Genomic DNA, 12,635 nt, shown 5'->3' with positions numbered 1-12,635 from the left:
TCAAGACGCCGGAGGCGAGCGAGCGGGACCTTGGGGCTCGACTCGCTCGCTTCCCCTGGGCGGATTCTCGCCGATAGCCCAGCTACTCCGCCGCGAGCGCCAGACGGCGCAGGCGCAGTTCGGGATGCTCGTGGAAGGGCTGCAGCGGCGTCATCCAGCGGCGCAGGGTTTCCGCCGCCTCGATCCGCACCGAGAACGGGTCCTTGCCGTGGACGGTCCAGGTGATCGCGTCATCGAGTTCGAGCAGGCCCCAGGAGCCGGCCGGCTCCGGCAAGGTGGTGAAGCTCTCGGTCAGCGATTGCAGCGTCAGATGCGGAATGCCGTCGACCGTCGTCAGCGTGTTCCAATGGACATGGCCGGAGAGGCAGACGACCGGGACATTCGCCTGCCGCAGCACGGCACGCGCCCGTTCCGCGCCGGGATAGGTCGAGAATTCGGGATTGCGCTCGAAATAATAGTTTCCGGTCTGGCCATGGCCCGAGATCGGGACATGGCTCATGATCGCCAGCGGGCGGTCGGCGGCGCTCACGGTCGCGGCGAGCCAGAGCAAATCGGCCTCCTGCAGCACGAAGCCCCCGGGGCGGTGGATCTTCGAATCCGCGGCCCAGAGCACGAGCCGCCAATCGCCGAGATCGACGATGCGATGGCCGAGCTTCTGGCCCAGGATCGCCTCGTTCTCGGCGACGCTGAGATGGTCGCGGTCATGATTGCCGCAGAGATGGAAGCGCGGCGCGGCGACGGCCGAGAACGCCTCGGCGACCTCCTGCTCCAGCCGCAGATCGGTCGCATGGTCGCAATCGGAGATGCGGTCGCCGAGATCGATCACGGCGTCGGGCCTGGCCTGCGCGACGAAGCGGCGGAACTCGGCCATTAGCGGCAGGGCGTGGGCGCCCATCTTGGTGAAACTGTTCTCGCCGTGATGGATATCGGCGACGAAGGCGAGGCGAAGGGCTTTGGCCATGGCGGGGCTCACGGATGAAGGAGGGGTGGGTGTGGAAGCGGACACCGCTCACCGTCATTGCGAGCGTAGCGAAGCAATCCAGGAGGGCTCGCTCGGCGGTCCCTGGATTGCTTCGTCGGCTGCGCCTCCTCGCAATGACGGTTGGCGTCAGCGGGCAGCCAGCGTGACGCGGCCGGCGCGGAAATCGAGCACATAGGGGATGTGCCCCGGTAGCGGCCGCCAGGCGAGCGAGCGCTTCATGCCGTAGGATTCATAGGGCTGGTAGAGCGGCAGCACCGGCGGATCGTTCTTGATCATCTGCATCAGCCCGGCATAGGCCTGCTTACGCTCTGCGAGATCCGTCGAGTAGCGGAACTTCTCCCACAGCGCGATATAGGCTTCATCGGCCTTGAAGCGGCCTTCCGAGGCGGAGTTGCCGGTCGGCGCCCACATGATGCCGAAGGAACCGGCGGGATCGGGGAAATACATCGGGTTCGACCAGTTGCGCGCCATCATCGCGGGCTCGGAGCCGGTCCATTGCTCGGTGACGTTGAGCTGGGTCTTGACGCCGACAGCGCCCCACATCTCCTGGATCGCCTGCGCGGCGAGCAGGCCATTGGTGTAGTAGGCGGCCTGGGTGTCGAAGCGGATCGGGAAACCGTCATAGCCCGCCTCCTTCAGCAGGGCCTTGGCCTTGGCGGGATCGTATTCGAAGGTGTCGAGCTCGGGCATGTAGAGCGGGCCGAACTGCGCGAATGTATGGGAGGTCGGAACCTTCGCCTTGCCGAACCAGAGCGCCTCGTTCAGCGTCTTGCGGTCGATGGCGTAGGAGAGCGCCTGGCGCAGCTTCGGATTGGCCATCTTCGGGTTCTGGGTGTTGAAGATGACGACGTGGAAGAGCGGCGTCTGCATGCCCTCGACCTTGAGCTTGGCATCGGACGCGATCGTGTCGAGCTGGTCGGGCGGGATATTGGTGATGAGGTCGACCTCGGCGTTCTTCAGCGCGGTCAGACGGCCCGAGAGCTCCGGAATGCGCTGGACCGTGACCTTCTGGAACGGCGCCTTCTCGCCCCAGAAGCCATCATAGCGCTCATAGACCAGCTTCTGGTTGGGCACGAATTCGGTGATCTTGTAGGGGCCGGTGCCGACGGGCTTGAGCGCAAAGGCCTCGAAATCGCTGGGCTCGGCGACATTGGGATCACCGGTCAGTGCCATGACGTATTTCTTCGGCACGATCATGCCCTGCTGCACATTGAGCAGGGTCTCGAACAGCGGCTCGGGCTTGGTGGCGGTGATCCGCACCGTCTCGCCGTCCACCGCCTCGACCTTGGCCATATTGGGCAACGTGTCGCGCTTGCGCACGGTATAGGGCGGGAAGGTCGAGTTGATGATGCGGTCGAAGGAGAAGACCACGTCCTCCACCGTCATCGGGTCGCCATTGTGGAAGGTCACGCCCTGGCGGATCTTCAATTCGATCTGCGTCGGCGAAACCTGCTTCCAGCTCGTGGCGATGCCGGGCTGCCAGACGCTCTCGGCGCGGTTGGCGTCCTTGCCGATCAGCGGGTCGAAGGCGTTGAAGTAGAATTGCGAGCCGACATTGGAGAAATCGCGGCCGGGATCGAGCCAGGGCGCCATGTTCTGAACGCCGACCTTGAGCTCCTGCGCGGCAGCGAGCCCGGTCAGCGCTGTGGTGGCGAGCGCTGCAGCGAGCGCGGTCTTCAGCAAGGTCTTGAGCATGGTTTCAGCCCTTTCGAGACGGGAGAGGAACAGGCGTGGCAAGCAGGCGTGAAAGGCAGGTGGCCGTCAGCGTTCGCGCAGGCGCACGTCGAGATGGTCGCGCAGGAAATCGCCGAGCAGCATGGCGGCCAGGCTGACGAGCACGATCAGCAGCGCCGGCACCGCCACGATCCAGGAGGCGGAGGCCATGTAATCGCGCCCCTGCCCGACCATGGAGCCGAGCGTCGCTGTCGGCGGCTGGACGCCCAGCCCCAGGAAGGAGAGCGCGGATTCGAGCAGGATCAGGTTGGAGAAGTTCAGGCTCGCCATCACCACGATGGGCGAGACGATGTTGGGGATCATGTGCACGGTGGCGATGTGCCAGCGCGTCGCGCCGGCCGCCCGCGCCGCCTCGACAAAGGGCAATTCCCGGAGGCCGAGCACCTGGGCCCGCACCAGCCGGGCGAAATGCGCCCAATAGGCGATGCCTAGCACGCAGATCAGCACCGCGACATCGGTCCCGGCCAGCGCGATGACGAGGAGCGCGACCAGCGTGAAGGGCAGCGACAGCATGATGTCGACGAAGCCCATGATCAGCGCATCGGCCCAGCCGCCGAACAGGCCGGCGACGAGCCCGAGCGAAACCCCGAGCGCAAGCCCGATCAACGTGCCGAACAGGGCAAGCGCCAGCGTCAGCCTGAGGCCATGGAGGCAGCGCGAGAGCAGGTCGCGGCCGAGCTGGTCGGTGCCGAACCAATGCGCCGGATTGGCGCGCTCGAAGCCGATCGGCGGGCGTAAGCGGGCCAGCAGCTTCTGCTGGTCGGGCTCGAAGGGCGCGAGCGCCGGTGCGAACAGCGCGAGCAGGACGAGGATGAGCGCCAGCAGCGCCGCGCCTGCGACGAGGATGCTGACGCCCTTCGGCCAGGCGAAGCGCCTGCGCGACTGGGGCTGCGCACGCGGCTTGGGCTGCGGCGGAAAAGCAATATTGGCGTCCAGAACCTTGGCATCGAGGATATCGGTCATGACCGGTCAGGCTCCAGCCAGGCGCACGCGCGGATCGACCAGCGCATAGGTGAGATCGACCAGGAGATTGACGAGGATCACCGCGCTCGCGACGACGAGGACACCGAATTGCAGCACCGGGTAGTCGCGCCTGATCGTCGCGCCGACCAGGAGATCGCCGACCCCGTTCCAGGCGAAGACGGTCTCGACCACCACCGCGCCCGAGACCAGCGTGGTGATCTGCAGGCCGAGCACGGTGATGACCGGGATCAGCGCATTGCGCAGGCCGTGCTCGAGGATGATCGCGCGCTCGGACAAGCCCTTGGCGCGGGCGGTGCGCATATAGTCCTCGGAGAGGACATCGAGCATGGCGTTGCGGGTGTAGCGCACCAGCGCCGCGATGAAATAGGCCGACAGCGCGATCGTCGGCATGATGTAATGCAGCAGCGTGCCGGAGCCGGCGCTGGGCAGCCAGTGCAGCGTGTAGGAGAAGACCAGCAGCAGCAGGATGGCGAGGACGAAATTCGGGATGGCGTAACCAAGGAAAGCCGCGAAGAGCACGCCGCTTCCGCCCGGCCTTCCACGCCAGATCGCCGCCAGGATGCCGGCGGGCACACCGACGCCGATCGTCAGCGCCAGCGTCGCAACCAGGAGCGAGGCGCTCTGCCAGAGCCGCTCGGTGAAGATCGTCGCGACTGGCCGCCGCTCCATCAGGCCGAGGCCGAAATCGCCGTAAAGCAGCGAGCGCCAGAACAGCCAGTATTGCTCGATCACCGTGCGATCGAGCCCCCAATAGGCGATCATCTCGCGCCGCGAGGCGGCATCGAGCCCCTCAGGCATCAGGAAGTCGATCGGGTTGCCGGTCAGACGGGTGGCGAGGAAGACGACGGAGACGATCGCCCAGAGCGTGATCGCCATCCGCAGCACGCGGCTCGTGAGGAATTCGAGCATGTCTTCCCCCTGCCTGGGTTGCCACGGCACATCGCATTCGCTGCCCGGCTTCCGCGTTGGACCCTTGCTGCGATGGCGATGTGGTGGCAGTGCTTCATGACAGGAAGATGAACTTAGCTCAGTAAATATCAGATTTGACACTGAGCTAATCTCAGTTCATGGCTGCGGGCCTCTCGCCGACAGATTTTGAGATTCGCACGATGGTCTCGCTTCAGGATGTTCGCGGTTGTCTCGTCGATCTCGACGGAACCCTGGTGCGCGGCCAGCAGGCCCTGCCGGGCGCGAGCGCCTTTCTCGAGGCGCTGGAGGGCCGTTTCGTCATCGTCTCCAACGACGCCGAACATACGCCGCTGGAGCTGTCGCGCGGCCTGAAGCGGCTTGGCCTGGCGGTCGGCCAGCGCCGGATCGTGCTTGCGGGAACGACAGCGCTCGACGAGATCGCACTGCGCCTGCCGCGCGCCCGCATCTATATGATGGCGAGCAAGAGCCTGATGACCCATGCCCGCGACCAGGGGCTCGTGCCTGTGCAGGAACGACCCGACATCGTCTTCCTCGGACGCGACCGGCAGTTCTCCTATGAGCGCCTGACGATCGCGGCCAATGCAGTGCGCGACGGCGCCGAGCTCGTCGCCGCCAATCCCGACCTCGTCCATCCCGGCCCCAATGGTGCAATCGTGCCGGAGACAGGCGCGCTGCTGGCGGCTCTGCTCGCCTGCACCGGCCCGGTACCGCACCGCGTCATCGGCAAGCCCGAGCCCGCCTTGTTCGAGGCCGGGCTTGCCCTGCTCAAACTGCCCAAGCGCGCCGTCATGATGGTCGGCGACAATCCGGCGACCGACGGCGAAGGTGCGCGGCGCTTCGGCCTGCGCTATTTCGAGATCCGCGACGGGGTGTTTCCGCTCCTTGGAAGCGCCCCGCCCCAGCATGAAAGCACCGGCGCATTGGCCTTGAGCGCATGACAGCCGCGAAGCCCGTCTCCAAGCCTGCAGAGATCCGCAAGAGCCCGTCATCCCAAGGGTTGGAGGGTGCGCTCGATCGCCTACAGGCGCTGCGCACCAATCTGCCGCCGACCGCCGCCCGCATCGCCGATTTCTTCATCAGTCACGCCAGCGAGGTGGTGCACATGTCGGTCACCGAAGTGGCCGAGCGCACCGGCGCCAGCGAAGGCAGCGTCATCTCCCTGTGCCAGCAGCTCGGCGCGCGCGGCTTCCAGCAGGTCAAGATCGCGCTGGCGCGCGATCTGGTGCAGCCGGTCCAGTTCATCCATGAGGATCTCGCTCGCAGCGACGACACCGGCACGGTGATCGAAAAGATCTTCCGCAGCGATCTCCAGGCGCTGCACGACACCATGAAGGTGCTCGACACCGGCGCGATGGAGGCGGCCGTCGCCGCGATCCTGAAAGCGCGCCGCGTCGAGCTCTACGGCATCGGCAGCGCCGCCCCGATCGCGGAGGACGCGAATTACCGCCTGCTGCGCATCGGCGTCGAAGCCAAGGTGGTGGTCGATTCCCATGTCCAGGCGATCAGCGCCTCGCTGACCGGGCCGGATGTGGCCGTCATCACCATCTCCCATTCCGGCAGCACGCATGAGACCGTGACGGCGACCAAGCTCGCCAAGGAGGCCGGCGCGACGACGATCTGCATCACCAATTTCGGCAAATCGCCGCTGCTCGCCTATGCCGATATCGTGCTGCACACCATGGCGCGCGAAACCCAGTTCCGTACGGAGGCGATGACCAGCCGCATCGCCCAGCTCGCCATCATCGACGCACTGATCGCCTGCCTGTCGCTGGCCGATTACGACAAGGCCCTGGCGACCATCGGCAAGACCTTCGACGTGCTCTCGACCAAGCGGTATTGAGGGTTCGTGGAGCGGAGCTCCCGTCATTCCGGGGCGCCAATTCAAATCGACTGGCTTCTCAAAGCCCGCTTGGAATCTCCAACCCTAATCCTGAGGAGCCGCGAAGCGGCGTCTCGAAGGATGCTCCAGGAGGTTCCGGAAACAACTGGAGCATCCTTCGAGACGCGCCTGCGGCGCTCCTCAGGATGAGGGCTCAAGAGGTCTGCGCAATGCTCTAACGGCGTTCCCGCTGGCGGATCAGCCTGCGGTGGCCGCGCCAGTGCCGGGAGCGGCCGAGCAGGCTCAGGCCCGCCCGCAGGATCAGCCGGGATTTGAACGGCCGCGCTCCAGCGCGTGCCTGGCGGTTGATGCCATCAATAGAGTTCTTGCCGTCGATAGAGCCGAGCCAGTGGCGGGGCCGGGGCTGGAGCCAAGGGAGTCCCCCAGACACCGAGCCCGCTTTTCCGGGTTTGAGCTCTACTATGCCCATCGAGCGCAACGCCCGCCTCCGCCCCGCGAGCCTTGCTAAACCATCTGCGCGCGAGGCGGCTCCTCACGCACCTCATCGACGATCGCAAAGCCCGTTCTGGCCATCACTCCGGCCTCATGGGCGACGATGGTCAGCACATCCGCGAGCGAGCGCAGGCCGTTCTTGCGGGTCATGCTCGCCAGGGACTGCGCCAGTTCGGCGACATAATCCGCCGTTTCGCATTGCGCCTGCGACAGCGTCGCCAGCCCGTGCAGTTCGTTGCGCGCCGTCATCGCATGCGCCGACAGCCAGGCGGAAACGCCGGCCTCGTCACCGCGCGACTGCGCTTTCGTTGCGCCAGGGTGCTTCTCCAAGGATTTTGTCGCCATGTCAGTCCCCCGTGTGGCTGCTTTGTTGAAGGCGTCAGCAGCCGACAGGACCAAGCTAGGCTCAGGACATTGACGGGCTATTTACCATCTTTGCAGCCCGCCCCTGCCATTTGGGGCAGGTACGAGCAATTTTTGCGTTAACTCCTGGCTAATAATACACGCCAAACGCGAAATTTGCTCTATCTGCGGTCCAAAACGGCTGTGCCGGCCTCAGGCCGGGCGCACTGCCGGTTTGCCGTTCGGCGGAGTGACGAAATCTGCTCCCGCACGCACGAGAGCGTGATGGATTTTTTCGACTGCGCTCGCATGCGAGCCGACGAAGCCGTCAAACTCCTCGATCCTGCGGATGGTCGAGACGGGCACGCACGTGGCTTCCGAAAGCTGCTTCACCGACCAGTTGACGATGCCGCGCCCACCGCGGATCTGGGCGCCGGTGAGCCCCCCTGTCGCGCAGCTTGGCACGGGCCATTCCTTGCTGGCATGGATGTCAACGCTGCCGCCGACCCATTCGGTGATCTCGCCGGCGTCGTCACGGACCGGGACGCTGCGCGAGCGCACCCAGCGATAGCCTCCGTCACGCAGGCGAACGCGCATCTCGATCTCGCACACGCCACCGGCTTCAAGCGCCGTCTTGCGCTCGGCGACGACACGTTCGGCATCGTCGGGATGAAGCATCGCGACCCAGCCCCAATCACGGCTCTGCTCGGGGGCCTGTCCCGTCAGCTCCTCCCAGCCCTCGAGCCATTCAATCCGCCCATCCGGCCCGGCGCTCCACCAGACCGGGGCACAGGCCGCAGCCATAGCATCGAAGCGGCGCTGGCTCGCCTTGATCAGCTGCCGCGCCTCGTATTCGGCGGATACGTCAAGGAAGGATCCGACCAGACGACGTGGCCTGCCGCGATCGTCCAGCAGAAACTCGGCATTGACCCTCACCCAGCGCAATTGCCCCTTCGGGTTGAGGATCCGAATATCGCGGTGGAGCGGCATGGCGTTGCGCAAGCTCAACTCGATCTCGGCACGCGGGCCGAGATCAGCCGGGTGGATCAGCGCATGGAACATCTCTTCGGACGGTTGATGCGTTGCCGGATCGAGGCCCAGCAAGCGGAACATGCCGGCCGACCAGCGCACCTTTCGCGACGGCAGCGCCATCGAGAAAATACCAAGCGGAATCCGCTCCTCGATGAAGCGCAAGGTTTCACCGAAGCCCTCGTCTTCGTTGAAGATTGTCAGCATTGGACCCCCCGATCCAGTGTCGACGCGCTTCGCGGCATCTGCGCCGCAGATACTCTGTCTCGAATCAATCACGACAACACCACTTTAGAACAATGCTAAAATTGGCGGTCAAAGATAGATAGACCCCGATTGAGCGGTCCTTGACTATCGTAACATAAGAAGAGCCGGTCTGTTCCATTTTGGATCGTCAGGAGCATTTTCCGGTTTCCGTAACGAATCGGAGATTTCGGTCGGCCGACGCCAGGGCGATTACTCGCTGGTCAAGCGCGAACGACGTTCCGATTGCAACAATGTTACAATTTCTCTCGCAGCCTGCTTATTGGCCGCGCTCGGATGCTGGAACGCTGTTTGTACCAGGAAAACGCATTGCTTAATTGATCTAGATCACAGTTTGACCGCGTTCTCTTCACGCGTACCGGAATCCACGTCGCTCGAAAATGCTCGAGAGCCGGATGATTTCAGATGGGCTCACGAAGTGATCCCATCTGAAATCTGAATCCGTCTCTCATCTAAAAGTGAGAGCAGGATCAATGCGAAAAACCGGTGCCCGCTCCTTCGCATCCCGCTGTTGCTCTCAGTAGACATCGGCCTGATAGCGCCCGGCCTTCTTCAGCGACGCGACATAGGCCACGGCCTCGTCCACCGAGCGGCCGCCATGCTCGACGACGACATCGACCATGGCCCGCTCGACATCCTTGGCCATGCGCTTGGCGTCGCCGCAGACATAGAAATGCGCGCCCTGCTCCAGCCATGCGAAGAGCTCGGCGCCGCGCTCGCGCATGCGGTCCTGAACGTAGATCTTCTCCTTGCCGTCGCGCGACCAGGCCAAGGTGAGGCCGGTGAGGACGCCCTCCTGCTTCATCGCGTTCAATTCGTCCTCGTAGAAGAAATCCGAGGCGCGGCGCTGATGGCCGAAGAAGAGCCAGTTCCGACCCGGCGCTTTTGTGGCCTTGCGGTCATGCAGGAAGGCGCGGAACGGGGCGATACCGGTGCCGGGGCCGCACATGATGACCGGCGTCGCGGGGTTCTCCGGCAGGCCGAAGCCATGCGCCCGCTGGACATAGACCGGCACCTTGTCGCCCGGCTGCACGCGCTCGGCGAGATAGGTCGAGGCCACGCCCCAGCGCGGGCGCGTGCCGATCTTGTAGCGCACCGTGTCGACCGTCAGCGTGATGCGGCCGGGCGTCGCGACATGCGAGGACGAGATCGAATAGAGCCGCGGCTGCAACGGGTCGAGCGCCTCGACGAAGGCCTCGGCCGAGAGCTTGGCCTGGCCGAATTTGTGCAAGGTGCCGAGCACGTCGAGCCGGTCGAGATCGCCATCGGGATCCTCGCCCGCCGCCAGGCGCTTGGCCTTGGCGCGGGTCTCGCCGCCCGTGACATAGGAGATCAACTGGAACAGCGCATCGGGCGCCGGTCCGAGTGCGCAGTCGCTGATGAGCGCCTCACGCAGCGTCTTGCCGTTGACGGGCGCGTCCGGCCGCGCGCCAAGCAGCGCTATCACCGCATCGGCCAGGCGCGGATCGTTCTGGGCGACGATGCCGAAAGCGTCGCCGACGATGTAGTCGAGCCCGCATTCCGAGAGATCGAACTCGACATGCCAGGTCTCCTTCTCCGAGCCCTCGCCATTGAGCTTGCGGCGGGAGAGGAAGGTCGCCATGGCCGGGTTCCCGCGCGAACGGCCGACCGGGCCGGCAGGTGCGACTGGCGCGGCTTCCGCCATCGGCGCGGCAGGAGCGGCGCCGCCCTCCTCCACCAGCGTCTTCAGCATGCGCAGCGTATCCTTGCCGCCGGGCGCGCAGAGGTTCAGGCGCGGCTCCTGCCCGGAGGCGATCGCGGCTGAATAGGTCTCGCAGACATAGCCGCACTGGCCGCAATCCTGCTGTGCCATGGCGGCGAAGAGCTTGCGCGGCAAAGGCTTGCCCTCGGCGAGCGTCATGCGCTCCGCAATCTCCATTGCCGGATCGTGCCAGGGCGCGCCGTCATCGGCCGCGCCCATCACGGCGGCATTCTCGGCGGGCGAGAGCGCGGTGACGCCGGCGTTGTCGAGCGAAAGCAGGCCGGCGAAAAAGCCGTTCAACCAGGAGCGCTGCTCCTCGGAGAACGGCGCGGTCTCGGGCAGGACCTGGACGATGGGGGACGGGGACTGGACGGTCATGCCGCGTCTCCGGTTTGCGCGACCAGCGCCTGCAACGCCTCGATCTCGTGGCGGCGGGCGAAGGCGACGAAGCTTTCATCGGGCGCGGCGCGATGAATCTGCCAGGTACGCAGGACCGCTTCGACCAGCGCCGGAGCATCCTGCGCCTTGACCTTCTCGCGGAAGGGCCGCGCCATGCCGCCATCGACGCCATAGCCGCCGCCCACGAGCAGGTCGTAGCCGGGCACGGTGTCGCCCTCCTCATTGACCGGCACCTTGGCGCCGATCAGGCCGATATCGCCGATATAATGCTGGGCGCAGGAGTGGTGGCAGCCGGTCAGGTGGATGTTGACCGGCGTCTCCAGCGTGATGCGCGGCTCGCAATGGGCGGCAATGGCGAGCGCATCCTCCTTGGTGTGGGCGGCGGCGAATTTGCAGCCCGTCGCGCCCGTGCAGGCGATCAGACCGGCGCGCAGGATCGAGGTTTCGGCGGAGAGGCCGATCGCCTGGAGATTGGCGACGACGTCCTCGACCTTCGCGTCCGGTACGCCGGAGATCAGCAGGTTCTGCCAGACGGTCAGGCGAATATCGCCATCGCCGCAACTCTTGGCGATCGAAGCGATGACGCGCATCTGCGCCACGGTGAGCTTGCCGACCGGCAGCGCCACGCCGACCCAATTCAAGCCGGCCTGGACCTGCTTGTGCACGCCGATATGGGCGAGGCGGTCGTAAACCGGGCGCGGCTTCACCAGGCTCGCATCGACCCGGACCAGCTTGCGCCCGAGCTTGTCCTCGACCGCAGCGAGGAATTTCTCGAAGCCCCAGGCATCGAGCACATATTTCAAGCGCGACTTGTTGCGGTCGGTGCGGTTTCCATTGGCGATGAAGACGCGCACGATCGCGTCGGCGACCGCGACGGCGTCAGATGGCGCGACGATGACGCCGGTGTCGCGGGCGAGGTCGTGATGGCCGGTGATGCCGCCCAGCGCCAGGCGATACCAGATGCCGGGCTCGATGGGATGGCCTTCGAAAGCGGCGCCCTCGCCCAGCTCTATCGCCTGGAAGCCGATGTCGTTGGTGTCCTCCAGCGTCGCGATCGACCCCGCGCCGTCAAAGGCGACGTTGAACTTGCGCGGCAGGCCGTAGAGCGCGCGGTCGTTCAGGATGTGGTGGTGCCAGGCGCGGGCATGGGGCCGCGTATCCAGCAGTTCAAGCGGGTCGATGCCTGCGGTGGCCGAGCCGGTAACGTTGCGGATGTTGTCGGCGCCCGAGCCCTTGGCGGTGAGGCCGAGATCGGCAAGCCCTTCGAGCAGCAGCGGCGCATTCTCGGCGCTGATCTCGCGGACCTGCAGATTGGCGCGGGTGGTGACATGGGCGTAGGGGCCGCAGAGCTTTTCCGCGAGATCGGCAACGCCTTCGAATTGCCAGGCCTTGAGGATGCCGTTGGGAATGCGCAGGCGGCACATATAGCTGTTCTGCGCCGGAGCCACGTAGAACAGCCCGTGATAGCGCCAGCGGAAATTATCCTCGGGCTTGGGGTAGGTGCCGGCCTCGGCCTGCGCCTTGAAGCGGGCATAGGCGTCGAAGGGGTGCTCGGCCGCCTTCCACTTCTCCTGATCAACGAGTTTGCCGCCGCCGGCGACGATGCGCGCCTGCGCCTCCTGATGCTCCTTGTCGGGACCGGCCTGCGCAGCAGCGCCAGCGCCCGCAGCCCCGCCGAGCGGGCCAAGCCCGCGCGCCGCGCGCGCGGACTGCATGCCGCTCATGAAGCCTTCGAGGTAGCGCTTCTGGTCCGGGCTGAAATCGTCGCTCATGGCTGCCGCCCTCCCTTCTCCCCTCGGGGGAGAAGGTGGCCCGGCGAAGCCGGGTCGGATGAGGGAAGACCGGTTGAGCGAGCTGCCATCCTACCCTCATCCGTCAACGCTTCGCGCTGCCACCTTCTCCCCCCAGGGGAGAAG

Annotated in this window: 10 protein-coding genes; 2 read left to right on the top strand and 8 right to left on the bottom strand. The window is 65.6% G+C overall.

Going from position 1 to position 12,635, the window contains the following annotated elements; genetic code table 11:
• Positions 1–82: 82 nt before the first annotated feature.
• The 4 genes from J2Y55_RS19840 to J2Y55_RS19825 all read right to left on the bottom strand — a co-directional run bounded on the left by J2Y55_RS19840 (position 83) and on the right by J2Y55_RS19825 (position 4,609).
• Positions 83–961, bottom strand: coding sequence for a metallophosphoesterase family protein (locus J2Y55_RS19840; RefSeq protein ID WP_310157097.1), 879 nt, complete (start codon positions 959–961; stop codon positions 83–85).
• Positions 962–1,108: 147 nt separating this feature from the next.
• The gene (locus J2Y55_RS19835; protein ID WP_310157095.1) at positions 1,109–2,677 is read right to left on the bottom strand and encodes an ABC transporter substrate-binding protein; all 1,569 of its coding nucleotides are present in this window, start codon (positions 2,675–2,677) and stop codon (positions 1,109–1,111) included.
• 66 nt (positions 2,678–2,743) lie between these two features.
• On the bottom strand, positions 2,744–3,679 hold the full coding sequence (locus tag J2Y55_RS19830) for an ABC transporter permease (RefSeq protein ID WP_310157091.1): 936 nt from the start codon (positions 3,677–3,679) through the stop codon (positions 2,744–2,746).
• A gap of 6 nt (positions 3,680–3,685) precedes the next feature.
• The gene (locus J2Y55_RS19825; RefSeq protein ID WP_310157087.1) at positions 3,686–4,609 is read right to left on the bottom strand and encodes an ABC transporter permease; all 924 of its coding nucleotides are present in this window, start codon (positions 4,607–4,609) and stop codon (positions 3,686–3,688) included.
• Between the two features lie 200 nt (positions 4,610–4,809).
• Here J2Y55_RS19825 and J2Y55_RS19820 point away from each other — a divergent pair, with 200 nt between their 5' ends.
• Positions 4,810–5,568: an HAD-IIA family hydrolase gene (locus J2Y55_RS19820; protein ID WP_310157085.1), complete on the top strand. Its 759-nt coding sequence runs from the start codon at positions 4,810–4,812 to the stop codon at positions 5,566–5,568.
• Entirely contained in the window at positions 5,565–6,470 is a 906-nt protein-coding gene (locus tag J2Y55_RS19815; RefSeq protein ID WP_310157083.1) for a MurR/RpiR family transcriptional regulator, read from the top strand. Before J2Y55_RS19820 ends, J2Y55_RS19815 begins: the two co-directional genes overlap by 4 nt.
• 504 nt (positions 6,471–6,974) lie before the next feature.
• Here the strand turns inward: J2Y55_RS19815 and J2Y55_RS19810 are convergent.
• The 4 genes from J2Y55_RS19810 to J2Y55_RS19795 form a co-directional block, all read right to left on the bottom strand.
• Complete coding sequence (locus tag J2Y55_RS19810; protein ID WP_310157080.1) at positions 6,975–7,307, bottom strand: hypothetical protein; 333 nt, start codon at positions 7,305–7,307, stop codon at positions 6,975–6,977.
• Positions 7,308–7,517: 210 nt separating this feature from the next.
• Positions 7,518–8,498, bottom strand: coding sequence for a PAS domain-containing protein (locus tag J2Y55_RS19805; protein ID WP_310157078.1), 981 nt, complete (start codon positions 8,496–8,498; stop codon positions 7,518–7,520).
• 616 nt (positions 8,499–9,114) lie between these two features.
• Positions 9,115–10,698, bottom strand: coding sequence for a sulfite reductase subunit alpha (locus tag J2Y55_RS19800; RefSeq protein WP_310157076.1), 1,584 nt, complete (start codon positions 10,696–10,698; stop codon positions 9,115–9,117).
• Positions 10,695–12,491, bottom strand: a complete 1,797-nt coding sequence (locus tag J2Y55_RS19795; protein ID WP_310157074.1) for a NirA family protein — start codon at positions 12,489–12,491, stop codon at positions 10,695–10,697. Before J2Y55_RS19795 ends, J2Y55_RS19800 begins: the two co-directional genes overlap by 4 nt.
• Positions 12,492–12,635 lie beyond the last annotated feature (144 nt).

The sequence above is a fragment of the Allobosea sp. BE125 genome (assembly GCF_031456075.1).
Taxonomy (GTDB): domain Bacteria; phylum Pseudomonadota; class Alphaproteobacteria; order Rhizobiales; family Beijerinckiaceae; genus Allobosea.
This window is presented reverse-complemented; position numbering and strand designations above follow the sequence as displayed.

Excerpts from the sequence above, each read along its gene's own strand:
- J2Y55_RS19840 (WP_310157097.1), bottom strand. The coding sequence starts at position 961 with ATGGCCAAAGCCCTTCGCCTCGCCTTCGTCGCCGATATCCATCACGGC.
- J2Y55_RS19835 (WP_310157095.1), bottom strand. The coding sequence starts at position 2,677 with ATGCTCAAGACCTTGCTGAAGACCGCGCTCGCTGCAGCGCTCGCCACC.
- J2Y55_RS19830 (WP_310157091.1), bottom strand. The coding sequence starts at position 3,679 with ATGACCGATATCCTCGATGCCAAGGTTCTGGACGCCAATATTGCTTTT.
- J2Y55_RS19825 (WP_310157087.1), bottom strand. The coding sequence starts at position 4,609 with ATGCTCGAATTCCTCACGAGCCGCGTGCTGCGGATGGCGATCACGCTC.
- J2Y55_RS19820 (WP_310157085.1), top strand. The coding sequence starts at position 4,810 with ATGGTCTCGCTTCAGGATGTTCGCGGTTGTCTCGTCGATCTCGACGGA.
- J2Y55_RS19815 (WP_310157083.1), top strand. The coding sequence starts at position 5,565 with ATGACAGCCGCGAAGCCCGTCTCCAAGCCTGCAGAGATCCGCAAGAGC.
- J2Y55_RS19810 (WP_310157080.1), bottom strand. The coding sequence starts at position 7,307 with ATGGCGACAAAATCCTTGGAGAAGCACCCTGGCGCAACGAAAGCGCAG.
- J2Y55_RS19800 (WP_310157076.1), bottom strand. The coding sequence starts at position 10,698 with ATGACCGTCCAGTCCCCGTCCCCCATCGTCCAGGTCCTGCCCGAGACC.
- J2Y55_RS19795 (WP_310157074.1), bottom strand. The coding sequence starts at position 12,491 with ATGAGCGACGATTTCAGCCCGGACCAGAAGCGCTACCTCGAAGGCTTC.